The sequence below is a fragment of the Rhizobium sp. C104 genome (assembly GCF_022354505.1).
GTDB lineage: Bacteria > Pseudomonadota > Alphaproteobacteria > Rhizobiales > Rhizobiaceae > Rhizobium > Rhizobium redzepovicii.
On the sequence record NZ_CP092348.1, the window covers coordinates 3,017,557 to 3,033,963 of the forward strand.

Genomic DNA, 16,407 nt, shown 5'->3' on the forward strand with positions numbered 1-16,407 from the left:
AAACCAACACGCACGAAACCAAGTAGAGGAGTGACATCAATGCCTATTCCACAAATATCCGACACGATTCATCTCAGCCATCCGGATGCGGGTGACGCGAATGCCGGCAACGGTGGTGATGGCCACAACGATGGCAACATCAACTACAACCCGGTTGCATATGTCGATCCCGTGCAAAAGGTCTATGGGGCCACTACCGATGTGCACAACGGCGATCACGTTTGGCAGACGGCCGATTGGGATGCCGGCCATGGTGGATCCGGTGGCTTTACCGAGGCCCAGAACGGCTTCCTGGCGAAAATCTCGAACCACGGCGACGGCGGCGCGGGCGGAGATTCCAACTCGAACGGCAGTCAAGGAAACTCAAGCGGCGGCGACACGGCTGCAGTGGCTGCGGCAACGACCGCGACACAATATACGCAGCTTATGGCCGATCAGCATGCCACCATCCTCGCCGGTGTCGGCGGCAACGGCGGCAACGGAAACATGGCGCATGGCGGCGATATCTCGTCGGCATTGGTCCACACGGATCCCGAAACGACGACGGTGACCAATTCTCTCGATCACTTCATCAACGCCTTCGGCCATATCGACGTCGACCATCTCGGTTCCTGAACTCAGACGACATCAAGGGCCGCTGGTTTCGGCCGGCGGTCCTCAGGGCAAGCAGTCTCTTCTTGTCAGTATCAAGTGCAGCGAGATCTGATAATGACAACAATCTCCATAAAACCGCCGCGACCACCGACACAGCTCGTTGTTGCGCTCCGGGCTTGTGCCGGGGCCTTCGGGTTGGTCTTCCTTTACAGCTGCGGCTACAATCTCTTTCTTCTCACGCCTTCCATCTATCTCCTGCAGATCTACGACAGGGTCCTGTCGAGCCGAAGCGTCGACACGCTGCTGATGCTGACGATGATCATCGCCATCGCCGTGCTGGTCGGGTCGACGCTCGATATCGTGCGCAGGGCAGCTCTTTCGCGCATCGGCAGCTGGCTGGACCACAGGCTGCGGCCCATGGTGCTTACCGCATCGTTCGAATATGCCGCTCGCGCCGATACGGGAGCCGCCTCAGAGTGCTACAGGGATCTCGCCGCATTGCGCCAGTTCCTCGATTCACCGGCCAGCTCGCTTTTATTCGACGTTCCCTGGGCGCCGGTATTCCTGCTTCTGCTCTTTCTTGTTCACCCGCTGCTTGGAACCATCGGTCTTCTGTGCGCAGTTGCGCTCTTGCTGTTTGCGTTGGCGACGGAACTGGCGACGCGAGCGCCGCTTGCTCACGCCAATCTTGCCCTTTCGAGGAGCTATCTGCGATTTGCGACCGCACTGAAAAACATCGAAGTGATCCGGGCCATGGGCATGCAGGACGGTGCAGCGCTGATCGTCTATCGCGATGCGGAAATGGCAAGAAGGGCCCAGGACATCGCGATGCATCGCACGGAGATCATCCTTGGTTTCTCGAAATCGATCCGCACATTGGCGCAGATCCTGATGATGGGATCGGCGACCTGGCTGGTGCTCGTCAACAGCGGCAGTCCCGGAATCATCTTCGTTGCGAGCCTGCTGCTCGGGCGTGGGCTCGCACCGATCGAGGGCGCAATAGGGGCATGGCGCTCCTTCATGTTTGCGCGCAATGCCTTCAATCGCTTGAACAGAATGCTGATAGCAATTGCATCGGAATGCGATGCCCGCATGGTGCCGCTGCCGGAACCCAATGGCTTGGTTCTCGATAATGTCAGCTATATCAAGCCATTCGCCGATCGACCGATATTGACCGATATCACATTGCGCCTGGCACCTGGCGATTGCATTGCGCTCATCGGTCCGTCTGGATCGGGAAAATCGACACTGGGCCGCATCATGGCAGGCGTTGTGCCGGCAACGAGCGGATATGCTCTTCTGGGCGGGGTCGATATCTCGGCTCTGCGTCTTTGCGGGGGGACCTGCCACGTCGGATACCTGCCGCAGGATATCGAGCTTTTCGGCGGAGCAATCAAGGATGTGATCGGCCGGCTGGACGGAGGAGATCCCGGCAAGGCGATCGACGCCGCAAAGCTGGTTGGATTGCACGACGCGATCATGCGACTGCCGCAGGGCTACGAGACCGATATCGGTGAAGGCGGAAACCTGCTCCTTCGGGCTCAGCGCCAACAGCTGGGGCTGGCACGGGCCGCCTATGGAAATCCGTCCCTTATCGTTCTCGACGATCCGAATTCGAGCCTGGATTATGACGGCGAACGCATGCTGTTTACGGCAATCGAGCGGATGAGATCCAGGGGCATGACCGTCGTTATCATAACGCACCGGATGGGGATCCTGCCGGTCACCAATAAGATTGCCATCATGCGCAACGGAACGGTGGCTGCCTTCGGCGACAGCGAGCGGATTTATGAAACCTATCTTCAGCCACCGGCTCGAACGGGAACCTAGGGAGGGATGCTGCCATGACCCTTGTTCCACTGGACGCGCCGCCGGCGAAATTTTCGAATTCGTCAAGGATGGGCCAGCGCTTCGCTCATGGATGGACAGCGACAGCCAGGCAGACTGCCTATCCGCCGGTGATCGAACAGAAACAGCGCGGACCCGCCGCCCCTTCGCCCATGCCGGTGCTCAGAGGCGTCGTCTGGACGGGGAACCTGCTGATCCTCGTCTTTGTCGTCGGATTGGGAATTTGGTCGGCTCTGGCCCCGCTGCACAGCGCTGCGGTCGCATCCGGCGTTATCGAGCCGGAGACCAGCCGCAAGACCATCCAACATCTCGAAGGCGGAATTGTGCGGCGGATCCTCGTCAGGAACGGCGACACGGTGATGGCCGGGCAAATCGTCATAGAACTCGACGACACCAAGTCCCGCTCGGAGCGCGACAGCATCCAAGGGCAGCTTTGGGACGCCGAAGGAAGCCGCGCCCGGCTGCTTGCGGAGCAGACGGGCGGCGACCATGTCGCCTATCCCGACGATCTCAGGGCAGCCATGGACAAATATCCTTCGGTCGGCGCGATTCTGACCGGGCAACAGAAAATCTTCGAGGCCCGCCGCCGGGTCATGGAGGCGGAAATTCAGATCGGCAATGAAAAAATCGCGCAGGTGCGGCAAGAAATCGTCGGGCTTGGTGCTCAGAAAGGGGCACTGGCCGACAGAGCCGCAATCTCGCAGGAAGAACTGGATCAGGTGACGATCCTCACTGCCAAGGGACTGGAACGAAGGAGCAGGCTTCTCAACCTCGAGCGCGAAAAAGCAGATCTTGACGGCCAGCAGGGCCAAGTCGAGGCACAGATCGCTCGCGCCTACCAGGTGATCAGCGAGTTCGCAGGTCGATCTCGCAAAGCTTGAGAGCGACCGCTTGAGCGAAGTCGCCCAAGGCATGCGCGATACGGAAAGCCGGATCATGCAATTGCGCGAGCGCTTGCGGGCGATCGACGACCAACTTTCAAGGACCGATATCCGGGCTCCCGAAGATGGAACGATCATGAACCTGCGCATCCACACAGCAGGCGGGGTGATCGGTGCGGGCGAACCGCTCGTCGATCTTCTGCCACGCTCCGATCGCCTGATCGTGTCTGCCCATGTCAGGCCGGAGGACATCAATCTTGTCCATGCGGGGCTGGAGGCGCAGGTGCACCTTCTTCCATACAATCAGCGGCGCGTTCCACTGCTGAAAGGTCGGGTCGAGTATGTGTCAGCCGACCGCCTCACCGATACGCAGAGCGGCCAACCCTATTATGCCGCGACAATCCGCGTAACGGACGAGCGGCTGGCGAAAATGCGTGATGTCGAACTGGTCGCGGGCATGCCCGCACAGACACTGATCGAAACCGGCAAAAGCAGCGTGGCGCTCTACGCTGTCAGACCGCTTCTCGACAGTTTCAACAGAGCATTTCGTGAGGACTGAAGCGGTGATGGGCAAGCGAAAATTTGACGACGACCAGATTACGGGCATTCTCAAGGAGCACCAGCCCGGCGTGACGGTGGCCGATGTTTGCCACCGATACGGCATCAGCGAGCCGACCTTCTATCGGTGGCAATCCCTGCAGTCCGGAAATGCCGGTCTCCATGCGAGACGGCTAAGAGCCCTGGAGGAAGAGAACCAGAAGCTCAAGAAGCTTCTGGCCGAATCCATGCTTTCGGCGGCAACTCTGAGCGAGATGCTGGCGAAGACGACAAAAGGGCGGCACTAGCTTCTCGACAGAGGGGTTTGTTGGCCAGCTTCTGGCCCGCTATCCAATACTGTGCATGGAGATTAGTTCTAGGGGATTGAGTGGTGCCCAGGACCGGAATCGAACCAGTGACACGCGGATTTTCAATCCGCTGCTCTACCAACTGAGCTACCTGGGCTAACCTGCTTCCGATGGTGCCTTTTTCGAAAAAGAACCGCGGGGCCTTGGTTCGCCCCGGAAGCGAGCGGGGTTATAGCATCTTGTTCGGCCATGGCAAGCGTCAAATGACTTTTTTTGACGGTCTTGCCCGTTTTGCCGATTCGTGAGGAAAAATAAGAGCTTCGCTGGCCGAATTCTCTAAAGCGCGTCGCATCAAACTTGATTCATGCGACGCGCTTTAGTTCTTTGTTTTGATGCATGTCGTTACCCCGGAACCGCTGCACACTTCCGGGCGACATGCATTAGTTTTCCTCATCGGGATATTCGGCCTTGGTCTCGTCGTCGGCAACCGGAATGGCATAGGCGCCGGTCAGCCAGCGAGAGAGATCGACCTCGCGGCAGCGGTTGGAGCAGAAGGGGTAATGTTCGCGGTGAGAGGGTTTGCCGCATTCGGGGCAAGGGCGCGCCTTGCGCAGCGGTTCGACCTTGGCGGCGGCTTTGTTGTCTTCGGGCATGATCGGTCCGTCCTAAAGCGCGTCACGATCTTTCAGATTCGCTCCTTGCGCTTTAATTCTTTGTTTTTACGCATGTCGTTACGGCAAAAGCGCTTCGCGCTTTGCCAGGGAAAACCGCTGCACACTTTTGCGCGACATGCTTTAGTTCAGGAGTCGGCCTTCGGGCTTTAGCCCTCGGGCCACCGGCTATGCACGTCGAAGCCTTCGCCGGTCAAAAGCACGATGGTTTCATAAAGCGGCAGGCCGACGACATTGGTGTAGGAGCCGACCATCTTCTGCACGAAGGTGCCGGCAAGTCCCTGAATGCCATAGGCGCCTGCCTTGCCGCGCCACTGGCCGGAGGCCAGGTAGTTTTCGATCTCGAAGCCGGAGAGACGCTTGAAGCGCACCTTGGTCTCGACGATCTTCTGGCGGATCTTGCGATCCGGCGTCACCAGGCAAACGCCGGTATAGACGAGATGGTTGCGTCCCGACAACAGATGCAGCGAACTTAACGCCTCGTCGGCGAACTCGGCCTTGCCGAGAATGCGGCGGCCGACGGCGACCACCGTATCGGCCGAGAGAATATAGCTGCCCTTCCAGGTGATATCGCTCTTGATGGCGGCAAGGGCCGCTTCCGCCTTCTCGGCCGAAAGCCGGCGCGCCAGCGAACGCGGATGCTCCGACTTCTTCGGCGTCTCGTCGATATCCATCGGCATCAGCCGCGACGGTTCGATGCCCGCCTGGTTGAGCAGGTCGACGCGGCGGGGCGAGCCCGAGGCCAGAATGAGCTTGTATTTCAGCGCCATGGAACCTCGACCATCGGCAGACGGGAGAAAACCCCTTGCAGGATCTTGGGCAAGCTTACTTGAAACGGTAGGTGATGCGGCCCTTGGTCAGATCGTAGGGCGTCATTTCCACAAGCACCTTGTCGCCGGCGAGAACGCGGATGCGGTTCTTGCGCATGCGGCCGGCGGTATGGGCGATGATCTCGTGTTCGTTTTCGAGCTTCACGCGGAACGTCGCATTCGGCAGAAGTTCGGTGACGATACCCGGGAATTCGAGGACTTCTTCTTTCGGCATATAAGTGTTTTCTTCCTGTGGGTTGAAAAGGCAGCGCAGCGCGCGCCCTTAAAATTTGGGCGGAAACTACACAATCAACGAAGGTTTGTGAACCTTGTTGATCAGGCTTTCCTTTATTTGTTTTCATGCCGATTGCGCGGCAATGCCATTTCGTTTGAGCAGCCGGCTTTCGATGAGGCCGGCCAGGTGATCGCGGACCTCGCGGTAGCTCTCCAGAATCTGCTCGCGCGTGCCACTGACGACCGTCGGATCCATCGTCGGCCAGTAGACGACGTCGATCGCATTCGAGCGGGTCAGCTCGAGGGCGGCGTGATGGGCCGGCGGCGACAGCGTGATGATCAGATCGAAATAATCGTCTTCGAGTTCTTCAAGCGTCTGCGGCAGGCGGCGCCCCAGTGACAGGCCGATCTCGTCGAGCACGACATCGACGAAAGGATCGCGCTCGCCGGCGCGCACGCCGGCCGACCTGATATAGGTATTGGCCGGCAGAATACTACGGGCGATCGCTTCGGCCATCGGCGAGCGGATGGCATTCATCCCGCACATGAAGAGGATGGCGCCCGGCCTTTTTCCTTCCTCGACGTCGGCGGCGCGATCCATTGCCGTCATCCGCGCCAGTAGAGCACGCAGACCAGGGTGAACAGCCGCCGGGCGGTGTCGAAATCGACCTCTATCTTGCCGGTCAGCCTGTCCTTCAGCGTCTGCGAACCTTCATTGTGGATGCCGCGCCGGCCCATGTCGATCGCCTCGATGCGGCTCGGCGTCGACGAACGGATCGCTTCATAATAGCTCTCGCAGATCATGAAGTAATCCTTGACGATCCGCCGGAAGGGGGTGAGCGACAGGATATGGGTGGCGACGTCGATGCCTTCCTCCGTCCTGATGGCAAAGACCAGCTTGGAATCGACCAGCGAGATATTCAACCGGTAAGGGCCGCCGGCATGGCCGATCGGCGCAAAACGGTTCTCCTCGATCAGATCGAAGATGGCGACGGCGCGTTCATGCTCGACATCGGGCGTCGAACGGCCGATCGTATCGTCGAGGACGACATCGCAAAGCCGGAAATCGCCCGCCGCCATCCCCTCACCTTTCGAGGTTGAGGCGGATCGCAACCGATCGCGCATGGGCATCGAGGCCTTCGGAGACGGCTAGCGCAATCGCCGCCGGGCCGAGGGTGCGCAATTGCTGTGGGCCAAGCCGCAGGATCGAGGTGCGCTTGACGAAATCGAGCACCGAAAGGCCGGAGGAGAAACGCGCCGAGCGCGCCGTCGGCAGCACGTGGTTGGACCCGCCGACATAATCGCCGATCACCTCGGGCGTATGGGCGCCGATGAAGATCGCGCCGGCATTGCGGATGCCGTCGAGCAGCCGGTCCGGATCGGCAACGGCAAGCTCCAGATGCTCGGCGGCGACGCGGTTGGCAAGCGGAATGGCCTGGTTCAGATCGGCAACGAGAATGACCGCGCCGAAATCGCGCCAGCTTGCCGCGGCGGTCTCGGCGCGGTTCAGCGTCTTCAGCTGGCGTTCGACCGCCTGCTCCACCGCCTTGCCGAATTCGGCATTATCGGTGATCAGGATTGCCTGGGCGCTGGCATCGTGCTCGGCCTGCGCCAGCAGATCGGCGGCGATCCAATCGGGATTGTTGTCCTTGTCGGCGATGACCAGCACTTCGGAAGGGCCAGCGATCATATCGATGCCGACAGTGCCGAAGACGTGGCGCTTGGCGGCTGCGACATAGGCATTACCGGGACCGGTGATCTTGGCAACCGGGGCGATCGTCTCGGTGCCATAGGCAAGAGCGGCGATCGCCTGGGCGCCGCCGACACGATAAACCTCGGTCACACCGGCAAGCTTGGCTGCGGCAAGCACGGCGGGGTTGACGGCACCGCCGGTGGCGGGAACGGCGATGACGATGCGATCGACGCCGGCAACCTTGGCCGGCACGGCATTCATCAGCACCGAGCTCGGATAACTCGCCGTGCCGCCCGGAACATAGAGCCCGACCGCCTCGATCGCCGTCCAGCGCGAGCCGAGTCCAACACCCATGTCGTCTTCGTAGATATCGTCCTTCGGCAGCTGCCGGCGATGATGGCTTTCGATGCGCAGTGCTGCGAGCTTCAGCGCCCCCAGCACTTCCGGAGGCACCGCCTCGATCGCCGCGTCGAATTCCTCAGGCGTGACCCGCATCGGCACGGCGGCGAAATCGATGCCGTCGAACTTCAGCGAATATTCGGCAAGCGCCACATCGCCGCGGGCCCTGACATCATCGATGATGGCGCGAACGACCGTGTTCACATCCTCGGAGACTTCACGCTTGGTCGTCAGAAAGGCGGCAAAACGCTGCTCGAAACCTTCCGATGCCTGATCCAGCCAGATTGCCAAGGCCGATATTCCTTCTCAACTCGAAACTGCGATGTTCAAACCTCAAGCGTCAAACACTCATTGTTTTATGCATGTCGTTATCCCGGAACCGCAGCACATTTCCGGGCGACATGCATTAGCGGTGACGAGGCTTGGACGAAGCCTCCCAGGCACCGCCGATATCGGCCATTTGCACCTCGATGCATTCGACATCGAGCGCAAGCGAGACGGTGCCGGACAGCGACAGCTCGATCGTACCCTCCGGTCCCTCGCCCTTCTGCTCGAAGCGCAGGGCCAGCAGCGACAGCACCTCGTCGCGTTTGCCGCGGTCGATGCCGAGCGACCGCACGGCGAGCACCCGCTTGAACACCAGGGCAGCCCGGCGGCGCTCGAAGCCTCTGCGCTTGCGCTCGGCACCTTCCCAGACGAAACGATTGACGGCAAGGGCGAACTGCGCGTCGCGCGGCGACCAGTCGATATCCCCGACCTTGAAGACGCTGTCCTGCATATGCGCGGAGATGATCGCAAGATCCTCGTCATCGAGCGCCACAAGCTTCAGTTCGGTCATTCAGCTTCATCCCAGCAGGCACCGCCGAAATGGCGATGCGTCAGACAAGGGAAATAAGATGCTGCGGCCAAATACGCAACCGGGATGAACGGCTTACTCGCTGATGCGCTCGACGACGGCGCCACAGCGGGTCAGCTTCTCCTCGAGCCGCTCGAAACCGCGGTCGAGGTGATAGACGCGGGAGACCGTGGTTTCGCCCTCGGCGGCAAGGCCGGCGATGACGAGCGAGACGGAGGCGCGCAGATCGGTCGCCATGACGGGGGCGCCGCGCAGCCGCTGGACACCCTCGATCTTTGCCGTCTGGCCGGAGAGCGTGATCCGGGCGCCGAGGCGGGCCAGCTCCTGCACATGCATGAAGCGGTTTTCGAAGATGGTCTCGGTCACGTGCGAGATGCCGGAAGAGCGGGTCATCAGCGCCATGAACTGCGCCTGCAGGTCGGTGGGGAAGCCCGGGAAGGGATCGGTGACGATATCGACCGGCTTGATGCCGGCGCCATTGCGCCTGACGCGCATGCCGTTGTTGGTCGAAGAGATGTCGGCGCCGGCGCGGCGCAGCGTTTCCAAGGCGGTGTCGAGCAGCGCTACATCGGTATTTTCGAGCACGACGTCGCCGCCGGCCATGGCAACCGCCATGGCATAGGTGCCGGTCTCGATGCGATCCGGCAGCACGCGGTGGCGCGCGCCGGAGAGCGAGGTGACGCCTTCGATGGTGATGGTCGCCGTGCCGGCGCCCGAGATTTTGGCGCCCATGGCGTTCAGGCAGTTGGCGAGATCGACGACCTCGGGCTCGCGGGCGGCGTTGCCGATGACGGTCGTGCCGCGGGCGAGCGTTGCCGCCATCATCAGCACATGGGTGGCGCCGACGGAGACTTTCGGGAAGGTGTAGCGCGCGCCGATCAGGCCACCATTCGGCGCCTTGGCGTTGATGTAACCCGCGTCGATCTCCATAGTGGCGCCGAGCGCCGTCAGGCCCTCGATGAAGAGATCGACGGGACGCGTGCCGATGGCACAGCCGCCCGGCAGCGACACCCGGCAATGGCCTTCGCGCGCCAGGAGCGGGCCGATGACCCAGAAGGAAGCGCGCATCTTCGAGACCAGTTCGTAGGAAGCGGTGGTATCGACGATCGTGCGGCAGGTGAAATGGATCGTGCGGGCGTAGGAATCTTCCTGGCGCTCGCGGCGGCCGTTGACGGCGACATCGACGCCATGATTGCCGAGGATGCGCATCAAGAGTTCGACATCGGCCAGATGCGGCACGTTTTCCAGCGTCAGCGTGTCGCTGGTCAGAAGCGAGGCAATCATCAGCGGCAATGCGGCATTCTTGGCGCCGGAAATCGGAATGATGCCATTCAGCTCATTACCGCCGACGATTCTGATACGATCCATGTGCGCTTACGGGCCGCGCCCGCCTTTCCTGAAATACTGCCTTGGAATAGGGAGTGGGGTGTTTAAGGGATTTTTCGCGACGCTTCAATTGACCGCGGACGGAACATTACGATTCGTCCATTTTTGCGGCAGGCAGTCCATTTGTTTCGTCGGCCTGGCCCGAACGGCGGGCGCGCACCTGCTGTTTGCGTTTCGAAAGATTTTCCCTGAGTTTTTCGGCGGCGCGTTCGCGGCGCAGTTTCGCCTGGGCCTCGATCGCCTGTTTGCGGCTCTGCTGGCCGGTTTCGGTCTTGTCGTTCATGTGACAGGATTAGCCGAATTCGCGCCGATCCAAAAGGGCCTTGCGCCCCAATCCACGCGAAGTTGGAATTTGCTGCTTGCGCTTGCCGCCAAGCTGTGGCAATAGCCGCCCCGTTCCCGCGATTTGAGCCACCCGGCTTGCACGGGTCCTGGTCCTGCTGCCGTAGCTCAGTGGTAGAGCACACCCTTGGTAAGGGTGAGGTCGGTGGTTCAATCCCACTCGGCAGCACCAGTTTTCTCTTTCAGTATCCGATATCATTTTCCGCGCGCTCGGCTTGCCCTCATTCAGCTGCCGCCACCAACCGGGGTCGAGCCACGCGTCGCGACCCGTCCTTCGGACCCCCGCTTGCGGGGCGAAGGGGGAATGTCGCGAACTCTCCGTCCCTCGCTAACCTCTTGCATGGCACGTCCCCTCGCCCCGTTTACGGGGAGAGGGTTAGGGTGAGGGGCAGCCATCCGCACGAAGCGGACAGCACGGCAGTGCAATCCGGGATTTCGGTGACTTCGAGATAATAAGGTATGAAGGGCGAAAACTGCCAGAGGTCGAACAATTCTCCGGTCAGCACTACTTCCTCATCTGGAATTGGTTCGTGAGGCCCCAAAGGAACTCCATCGAACACGCTTTCGACATACCAGTGATCAAATTTCTCTGCCGAGAGATAGGCGCCAAGATCAATGACCGTGCCGTACACCGGGAGGGTAGCTTGCAAATATTTCCGCTGCATTTCGGGGATGGTTTCGACGGAGATATGTGTCAGGAAAGCGTCTTCAGTAGCAGATACCTCTGCCCCGCGAGCGAAGGCCGGCATTGCCAGCGCCGCGCAGAGAAAAGCAGCCTGGATCATTTTTCGATCTAAACTCATCTCGAGCCCTCAGATTTCCCGGCACGGTAGCGGTGGCACCGCGCCGACGCCATACAACTTATTTGCGACTGCGAAAAATTTCGTTTGGCGCCCGCTCGCGGTCCGTCCTCCACAAGCTGACATTTGGCCTCATCGGCAACAAACGATTCACCATTGTTGGCCGTGAAAATCCCGCTAGAATGCCACTATGGCGACGTCTCCACGGAGGAATACGGAGGCGCTGCATGCTTTGTTTCTGTCGACAATCGTGGAGGAGCATTGATGGCAACTGAAAAATGGGACAGCCCGGTCAAGGTCGGTTTCGAAGATGCCGACGCGCGAACGGTCAGCGGGCCGTTCGATGCGCTGAAATGCCTGGCGGATTTCTGGCCGAATTCGCGCGGGCTGCGTTATATCAAGGCCCGCAGCACCTGCCGGGCAGCGCTCGATGGGCGCAAGAGCGTGGAGGAAGCACGAGCCGAATTCCTGGCGGCGGCCGAAGAGGCGAAGCTGAAGTTGCATTAGCGCCCAAGCGTCCGACAGGACGCGGAAGCACGCTCCGCCACGATGAACTGGGTTCTTCTGCCGGCATTTCCGTAAACGGAGTGTGCCGGAACGGTGCGACGCTTTAATTTACTTAACCCTGCATCGAACCTATGGCGGGTTTTGGTGCAACGGGCGTTGTGCCCGGGATAAGTCTATTCATAAAAGACACGCAGCCATCATGATGATGGTTAGAGGCTCGTCACCTCTGCGGGAACGCAGGCGAGCCTCGTTTGGGCAGGACTATTTTCAGCAGTCCGCGCCACCCTCACTTTCCACCTCGATATAACCGACGCCGATGATCGTGCCATCGCCGGCGCGGATGAAGGAGGGGAGATACTGCGGTTCTGCCGGCGTGCAGGCGATGGCGCCGGTATATTCATTGAGGGCGACCTGGTCCTTCGGCAGCGCCGAATAATTTGTGCCGGTTTCCAGCGAGGCATAAGCGGAACCGGCAAAAACGCCGGCCGATATCATGGTGACTGCCGAGAGGCGAGGAAGCGACTGCATGAGGGGTCTCCAGCGTTTCGATCCGGCATTTCAACCCGCGGAAGGGCACTTGGTTCCCTCAGCGCCGCAACAGACGACTGTGCACATAACCTCGGCCGACGATGCTTTCGGCGATTGCGACCGCCCGCTCGACATCGCCGCGCCGTCGCACGAAACCGTCGAGAATGACATAGGAGCCCAGCATGCTCACAGCAATTTCCTCAGCGTCGAGATCATCGGCGGCATGAAGAGCGCTCTCCACCGAAGCACGTGTCGCCGCATCGCCATGGCCTTGTCGGCCGGGTTCGTCATGGTCGGGGAATAAAGGATACCCGATCACCAAAGCGCCTCCTGAGGTTGGTATATCCGGTTAACGCCGCAACAACGCTTTTCGTTGCGGCCCGCCGGTCTCGACCGGATATTCGCGCGTGATTTCTGCGGGCCAGGCTTGGCCCACCCTTGGCGAAAGGTGCCGCGGCTTCCATATCTCTCTGCAGCCGAAAGAGGATGACGGTGATGAAAGTGCTGCTGCCCGTTTTGTTTGCCGGAGTGTTGCTGGCCGGCTGCTCGTCGGCCGATAGTCCGGCGTTGGACCCCATTCCCGGCAGCATCACCTATGGCGGCCAGCCGCGAACGAAACTGACCAAATCGCCGGTCGGCAGCGCCGTCCACCACCAGTTCTACGACGGGACCGGCCAGCGCGTCGAGGAAACCTACATTCTTCAGCCAGATCGCAGCCTGAAGCTGGTGCGGCGCGTGGTAGGGCCGGATTTCCCCGATTGAGGCACCCCTCTGCGCCAGAATGCTTGACAGCGGCTGAAATCGCGAACATTCAAGGAACATCTAATCTTTCCGCAGTGATTCTGCGGAAGCCCGACCGGACGGCTGGATGTATCTCGAAAAGCTCAATCCCCAGCAGCGCATGGCCGTCGAGCATGGCACGCTCACCGACGGCAGCCATATTGCCGGGCCGCTGCTGGTCATTGCCGGCGCCGGCTCGGGCAAGACCAATACGCTGGCGCATCGGGTCGCCCATCTCATCGTCAAGGGCGCCGATCCCCGCCGCATCCTGCTGATGACCTTCTCGCGGCGGGCCGCCGCCGAGATGGCGCGGCGCGTCGAGCGCATCTGCCGGGATGTGCTGGGCACGAACGCCGGCGTCATGGCCGATGCGCTTCACTGGTCCGGCACTTTCCACGGTATTGGCGCGCGGCTGTTGCGCGATTATGCGCAGCAGATCGGCCTCGATGCCGATTTCACCATCCACGACCGCGAAGACAGCGCCGACCTGATGAACCTCATCCGGCACGATCTCGGCTTCTCCAAAACGGAAAGCCGGTTTCCGGCCAAAGGCACCTGCCTTGCCATCTATTCCCGGGCAGTGAACTCGGAAACGGCACTCGATCAGGTGCTGCGCGACGCTTTTCCCTGGTGCGCGGCCTGGGAGAAACAGCTGCGCGAGCTTTTCGCCTGTTATGTCGAGGCGAAGCAGAGCCAGAACGTGCTCGATTACGACGACCTCTTGCTCTACTGGGCGCAGATGGTCGGCGAGAGCGTGATTGCCGAGGATATCGGCAGCCGCTTCGACCATGTGCTGGTCGACGAATATCAGGACACCAACCGGCTGCAGGCCTCGATCCTGCTCGCGCTGAAACCCCAAGGCCAGGGGCTGACGGTCGTCGGTGACGATGCGCAGTCGATCTATTCCTTTCGCGCGGCGACGGTGCGCAACATCCTCGATTTTCCCGCCGCCTTCAGCCCGGCCGCCAATATCGTCACGCTCGACCGCAACTATCGCTCGACGCAGCCGATCCTTGCGGCGGCCAACGCCGTCATCGATCTCGCCTCGGAGCGCTTCACCAAGAACCTCTGGACCGAGCGGCAATCTGCCGAGCGGCCGCGCCTCGTCACGGTGCGCGACGAGGCTGACCAGGCGCGTTATATCGCCGACATGGTGCTCGACAACCGCGAGGAAGGCCTGACGCTCAAGCAGCAGGCCGTACTCTTCCGCGCCTCGCATCACAGCGGGCCGCTGGAGGTCGAGCTGACACGGCGCAACATTCCCTTCGTCAAGTTCGGCGGGCTGAAGTTTCTCGACAGCGCCCATGTCAAGGACATGCTGGCCGCCCTTCGCTTCGCGCAGAACCCGCGCGACCGGGTGGCAGGCTTCCGGCTGATGCAGATCCTGCCGGGCGTCGGGCCGTCGACGGCGCAGAAGGCGCTCGACCTGATGGCCGAGGATGCGAGCCCGATCACGGCACTCGCCGCCATGCCGGCGCCGCCGCGTTCCGGGGAAGACTGGACGGGTTTCGTTTCGATGCTGCAGGAGATGAAATCCGGCAAGGCCGGCTGGCCGGCGGAAATCGAGCTGGCGCGGCAATGGTATGCGCCGCATCTGGAACGGCTGCACGAGGACGCGGCGACGCGGCAGGCCGACCTGCTGCAGCTCGAGCAGATCGCTAGCGGTTATGCCTCACGCGAGCGTTTCCTCACCGAGCTCACCCTCGATCCGCCGGATGCCACCAGCGACCAGGCCGGCGTGCCGCTGCTCGACGAGGATTACCTCATCCTTTCCACCATCCATTCCGCCAAGGGCCAGGAATGGACGAGGGTCTTCATGCTGAATGTCGTCGACGGCTGCATTCCGAGCGATCTCGCCGTCGGCGCCACCGCCGAAATCGAGGAGGAACGCCGGCTGCTCTATGTGGCGATGACCCGTGCTCGGGACGGTCTCGATCTCGTCGTGCCGCAGCGCTTCTTCACCTATGGGCAGAATGCGCAGGGCGACCGGCACGTCTATGCCTCGCGCAGCCGCTTCATTCCGGCAACATTGCTGCAGTTCTTCGAGGCCTGCAGCTGGCCGCAGGTGAAATCGGAGACCGCCGCGCAAGCGCATGTGCGGCAGATGCGCATCGATGTCGGCGCCCGCATGCGCGGCATGTGGCGATAAATCGACTATCGTCTCAGAGAGATAGCGGCGGTTCGGCCGGCTTCAGGAAATGCTCGATCCTTGCAGCTCCCACCGCCTCGACGGAGGCCGGCGACCATTTCGGGTTGCGGTCCTTGTCGATGACGGCGGCGCGGATGCCTTCGAAGAAATCGGGATTATCGAGCATCCGCAGGCAGGCGCCGAGTTCGCGGCCAAGGCATTCGGCAAGCGAGGCGCTGCGTCGGCCGGCCCTGAGCAGCGCCAAAGCGAGCTTCAGGCTGGTCGGCGAACGGGTCGACAGCACCCGGCGGGTCTCGGCGGCGAAGTCGCCCTCCTCCCCGGCAAGCGCTGCCAGGATTTCCTCGACACTGTCGAAACGAAAGGCGCGATCGATCATCGCAGCATTCTGCCTGAGCCGGCTTTCTCCGGCAGGCTCGGCAAACTGCTGCAAGAGGGCATCGACTTCGCTGGACGAGCTGTCAAGCGGCAGGGCCGACAGCGCCTCGATCACGGCGCCAAGCCGCGACGAGGCGATGTGACGATCGGCCAGCCCGGTGTGGATCGCGTCGGCAGCACCAATATCGAGCCCGGTCAGACCGAGCCATGTTCCGGCTTCGCCGGGCGCCTTCGGCAACAGCCAGGTGGCGCCGACATCGGGGACATAGCCGATGCCGGTTTCGGGCATGGCAAGCCGGGTGCGCTCGGTGACGATGCGGTGGCGGCCATGCGACGATAGACCGACGCCGCCGCCCATGGTGATGCCGTCCATCAGCGCGACATAGGGTTTGGGGTAGACGGCGATCTGATGGTTGAGGCTGAATTCCTCGCGCCAGAAGGCGCCTGCGAGCCCATCGCCGGCGCGCGCACTTTCATGCAGGGCCCGGATGTCGCCGCCGGCGCAGAAAGCGCGTTCACCCTCCCCCGTCGCCACGACACTCGCCACCCCGGCATCAGAGGCAAAGCCATCAAGAGCCTCGGTGATCGCCCGGATCATCGGCAGCGTCAGGCTGTTCAGCGCCCGCGGTCGGTTGAGCCGGATGATGCCGGCAGTGCCCTGCTGTTCAATGATGACTTCGCCGTCCTGCATGCTTCGCCTCCGCTGCTGG

19 protein-coding genes, 2 tRNA genes and 1 pseudogene are annotated in these 16,407 nt (G+C 61.5%); 8 read left to right on the top strand and 14 right to left on the bottom strand.

The window, feature by feature from the left end; all coding sequences use genetic code 11:
* The first annotated feature begins 39 nt into the window (after positions 1 to 39).
* From MF410_RS16085 to MF410_RS16100, 4 genes and pseudogenes are all read left to right on the top strand, one after another.
* Positions 40 to 615 (top strand): hypothetical protein, encoded by a 576-nt coding sequence (locus MF410_RS16085; RefSeq protein WP_012556558.1) that lies wholly within the window; start codon positions 40 to 42, stop codon positions 613 to 615.
* 93 nt (positions 616 to 708) lie between these two features.
* Entirely contained in the window at positions 709 to 2,424 is a 1,716-nt protein-coding gene (locus tag MF410_RS16090; protein ID WP_097624817.1) for a type I secretion system permease/ATPase, read from the top strand.
* Positions 2,425 to 2,438: 14 nt separating this feature from the next.
* Positions 2,439 to 3,882 (top strand): annotated as a pseudogene (locus tag MF410_RS16095) (HlyD family type I secretion periplasmic adaptor subunit).
* Positions 3,883 to 3,889: 7 nt separating this feature from the next.
* Positions 3,890 to 4,168 (top strand): transposase, encoded by a 279-nt coding sequence (locus tag MF410_RS16100; RefSeq protein ID WP_239620437.1) that lies wholly within the window; start codon positions 3,890 to 3,892, stop codon positions 4,166 to 4,168.
* An 81-nt stretch (positions 4,169 to 4,249) separates the two neighbouring features.
* Here the strand turns inward: MF410_RS16100 and MF410_RS16105 are convergent.
* The 10 genes from MF410_RS16105 to MF410_RS16150 form a co-directional block, all read right to left on the bottom strand.
* Positions 4,250 to 4,325, bottom strand: a tRNA-Phe gene (locus tag MF410_RS16105).
* 283 nt (positions 4,326 to 4,608) lie between these two features.
* Positions 4,609 to 4,821, bottom strand: coding sequence for a DNA gyrase inhibitor YacG (gene yacG, locus MF410_RS16110; protein ID WP_003588672.1), 213 nt, complete (start codon positions 4,819 to 4,821; stop codon positions 4,609 to 4,611).
* 167 nt (positions 4,822 to 4,988) lie between these two features.
* Positions 4,989 to 5,609: a Maf-like protein gene (locus tag MF410_RS16115; protein WP_003570453.1), complete on the bottom strand. Its 621-nt coding sequence runs from the start codon at positions 5,607 to 5,609 to the stop codon at positions 4,989 to 4,991.
* Positions 5,610 to 5,664: 55 nt separating this feature from the next.
* Entirely contained in the window at positions 5,665 to 5,883 is a 219-nt protein-coding gene (gene infA / locus MF410_RS16120; RefSeq protein ID WP_003545338.1) for a translation initiation factor IF-1, read from the bottom strand.
* Between the two features lie 123 nt (positions 5,884 to 6,006).
* Complete coding sequence (locus MF410_RS16125) at positions 6,007 to 6,492, bottom strand: low molecular weight phosphatase family protein (RefSeq protein WP_179867088.1); 486 nt, start codon at positions 6,490 to 6,492, stop codon at positions 6,007 to 6,009.
* On the bottom strand, positions 6,489 to 6,962 hold the full coding sequence (locus MF410_RS16130; protein WP_097624813.1) for a UPF0262 family protein: 474 nt from the start codon (positions 6,960 to 6,962) through the stop codon (positions 6,489 to 6,491). Before MF410_RS16130 ends, MF410_RS16125 begins: the two co-directional genes overlap by 4 nt.
* A 4-nt stretch (positions 6,963 to 6,966) precedes the next feature.
* Positions 6,967 to 8,265 carry a histidinol dehydrogenase gene (gene hisD / locus MF410_RS16135; RefSeq protein ID WP_097624812.1) on the bottom strand — a complete coding sequence of 433 codons (1,299 nt, stop codon included), beginning with the start codon at positions 8,263 to 8,265 and terminating at the stop codon, positions 6,967 to 6,969.
* A 115-nt stretch (positions 8,266 to 8,380) separates the two neighbouring features.
* Positions 8,381 to 8,812 carry a DUF2948 family protein gene (locus MF410_RS16140; RefSeq protein ID WP_097624811.1) on the bottom strand — a complete coding sequence of 144 codons (432 nt, stop codon included), beginning with the start codon at positions 8,810 to 8,812 and terminating at the stop codon, positions 8,381 to 8,383.
* 93 nt (positions 8,813 to 8,905) lie between these two features.
* The gene (gene murA / locus MF410_RS16145; protein ID WP_088939387.1) at positions 8,906 to 10,198 is read right to left on the bottom strand and encodes a UDP-N-acetylglucosamine 1-carboxyvinyltransferase; all 1,293 of its coding nucleotides are present in this window, start codon (positions 10,196 to 10,198) and stop codon (positions 8,906 to 8,908) included.
* A gap of 106 nt (positions 10,199 to 10,304) precedes the next feature.
* Positions 10,305 to 10,499, bottom strand: a complete 195-nt coding sequence (locus tag MF410_RS16150) for a hypothetical protein (protein WP_003588684.1) — start codon at positions 10,497 to 10,499, stop codon at positions 10,305 to 10,307.
* 156 nt (positions 10,500 to 10,655) lie between these two features.
* Between MF410_RS16150 and MF410_RS16155 the strand changes: the two genes are divergently transcribed.
* Positions 10,656 to 10,730 (top strand) — tRNA-Thr (locus tag MF410_RS16155).
* Positions 10,731 to 10,920: 190 nt separating this feature from the next.
* On the opposite strand, the gene MF410_RS16160 is transcribed toward MF410_RS16155, so the two are convergent.
* Entirely contained in the window at positions 10,921 to 11,343 is a 423-nt protein-coding gene (locus MF410_RS16160; protein WP_310804127.1) for a hypothetical protein, read from the bottom strand.
* Between the two features lie 279 nt (positions 11,344 to 11,622).
* Here MF410_RS16160 and MF410_RS16165 point away from each other — a divergent pair, with 279 nt between their 5' ends.
* Entirely contained in the window at positions 11,623 to 11,865 is a 243-nt protein-coding gene (locus MF410_RS16165) for a DUF982 domain-containing protein (protein WP_003588688.1), read from the top strand.
* 267 nt (positions 11,866 to 12,132) lie between these two features.
* On the opposite strand, the gene MF410_RS16170 is transcribed toward MF410_RS16165, so the two are convergent.
* Together MF410_RS16170 and MF410_RS16175 are read right to left on the bottom strand one after the other, a co-directional pair.
* Positions 12,133 to 12,393 (bottom strand): hypothetical protein, encoded by a 261-nt coding sequence (locus tag MF410_RS16170; protein WP_097624809.1) that lies wholly within the window; start codon positions 12,391 to 12,393, stop codon positions 12,133 to 12,135.
* A 58-nt stretch (positions 12,394 to 12,451) separates the two neighbouring features.
* Positions 12,452 to 12,712 (bottom strand): BON domain-containing protein, encoded by a 261-nt coding sequence (locus MF410_RS16175; RefSeq protein ID WP_097624863.1) that lies wholly within the window; start codon positions 12,710 to 12,712, stop codon positions 12,452 to 12,454.
* Between the two features lie 176 nt (positions 12,713 to 12,888).
* Between MF410_RS16175 and MF410_RS16180 the strand changes: the two genes are divergently transcribed.
* Positions 12,889 to 13,155, top strand: a complete 267-nt coding sequence (locus tag MF410_RS16180; protein ID WP_097624862.1) for a hypothetical protein — start codon at positions 12,889 to 12,891, stop codon at positions 13,153 to 13,155.
* Between the two features lie 106 nt (positions 13,156 to 13,261).
* Entirely contained in the window at positions 13,262 to 15,322 is a 2,061-nt protein-coding gene (locus MF410_RS16185; RefSeq protein WP_097624808.1) for an ATP-dependent helicase, read from the top strand.
* A gap of 13 nt (positions 15,323 to 15,335) precedes the next feature.
* Here MF410_RS16185 and MF410_RS16190 read toward each other — a convergent pair whose 3' ends face one another.
* Positions 15,336 to 16,388, bottom strand: a complete 1,053-nt coding sequence (locus MF410_RS16190; RefSeq protein ID WP_097624807.1) for an enoyl-CoA hydratase/isomerase family protein — start codon at positions 16,386 to 16,388, stop codon at positions 15,336 to 15,338.
* Positions 16,389 to 16,407: the final 19 nt, after the last annotated feature.

Excerpts from the sequence above, each read along its gene's own strand:
- MF410_RS16130 (WP_097624813.1), bottom strand. The coding sequence starts at position 6,962 with ATGGCGGCGGGCGATTTCCGGCTTTGCGATGTCGTCCTCGACGATACG.
- murA (WP_088939387.1), bottom strand. The coding sequence starts at position 10,198 with ATGGATCGTATCAGAATCGTCGGCGGTAATGAGCTGAATGGCATCATT.
- MF410_RS16160 (WP_310804127.1), bottom strand. The coding sequence starts at position 11,343 with ATGATCCAGGCTGCTTTTCTCTGCGCGGCGCTGGCAATGCCGGCCTTC.
- MF410_RS16180 (WP_097624862.1), top strand. The coding sequence starts at position 12,889 with ATGAAAGTGCTGCTGCCCGTTTTGTTTGCCGGAGTGTTGCTGGCCGGC.
- MF410_RS16190 (WP_097624807.1), bottom strand. The coding sequence starts at position 16,388 with ATGCAGGACGGCGAAGTCATCATTGAACAGCAGGGCACTGCCGGCATC.
- MF410_RS16140 (WP_097624811.1), bottom strand. The coding sequence starts at position 8,812 with ATGACCGAACTGAAGCTTGTGGCGCTCGATGACGAGGATCTTGCGATC.
- MF410_RS16090 (WP_097624817.1), top strand. The coding sequence starts at position 709 with ATGACAACAATCTCCATAAAACCGCCGCGACCACCGACACAGCTCGTT.
- MF410_RS16150 (WP_003588684.1), bottom strand. The coding sequence starts at position 10,499 with ATGAACGACAAGACCGAAACCGGCCAGCAGAGCCGCAAACAGGCGATC.
- MF410_RS16165 (WP_003588688.1), top strand. The coding sequence starts at position 11,623 with ATGGCAACTGAAAAATGGGACAGCCCGGTCAAGGTCGGTTTCGAAGAT.
- MF410_RS16100 (WP_239620437.1), top strand. The coding sequence starts at position 3,890 with ATGGGCAAGCGAAAATTTGACGACGACCAGATTACGGGCATTCTCAAG.
- MF410_RS16185 (WP_097624808.1), top strand. The coding sequence starts at position 13,262 with ATGTATCTCGAAAAGCTCAATCCCCAGCAGCGCATGGCCGTCGAGCAT.
- MF410_RS16085 (WP_012556558.1), top strand. The coding sequence starts at position 40 with ATGCCTATTCCACAAATATCCGACACGATTCATCTCAGCCATCCGGAT.
- infA (WP_003545338.1), bottom strand. The coding sequence starts at position 5,883 with ATGCCGAAAGAAGAAGTCCTCGAATTCCCGGGTATCGTCACCGAACTT.
- MF410_RS16125 (WP_179867088.1), bottom strand. The coding sequence starts at position 6,492 with ATGACGGCAATGGATCGCGCCGCCGACGTCGAGGAAGGAAAAAGGCCG.
- MF410_RS16115 (WP_003570453.1), bottom strand. The coding sequence starts at position 5,609 with ATGGCGCTGAAATACAAGCTCATTCTGGCCTCGGGCTCGCCCCGCCGC.
- MF410_RS16170 (WP_097624809.1), bottom strand. The coding sequence starts at position 12,393 with ATGCAGTCGCTTCCTCGCCTCTCGGCAGTCACCATGATATCGGCCGGC.
- yacG (WP_003588672.1), bottom strand. The coding sequence starts at position 4,821 with ATGCCCGAAGACAACAAAGCCGCCGCCAAGGTCGAACCGCTGCGCAAG.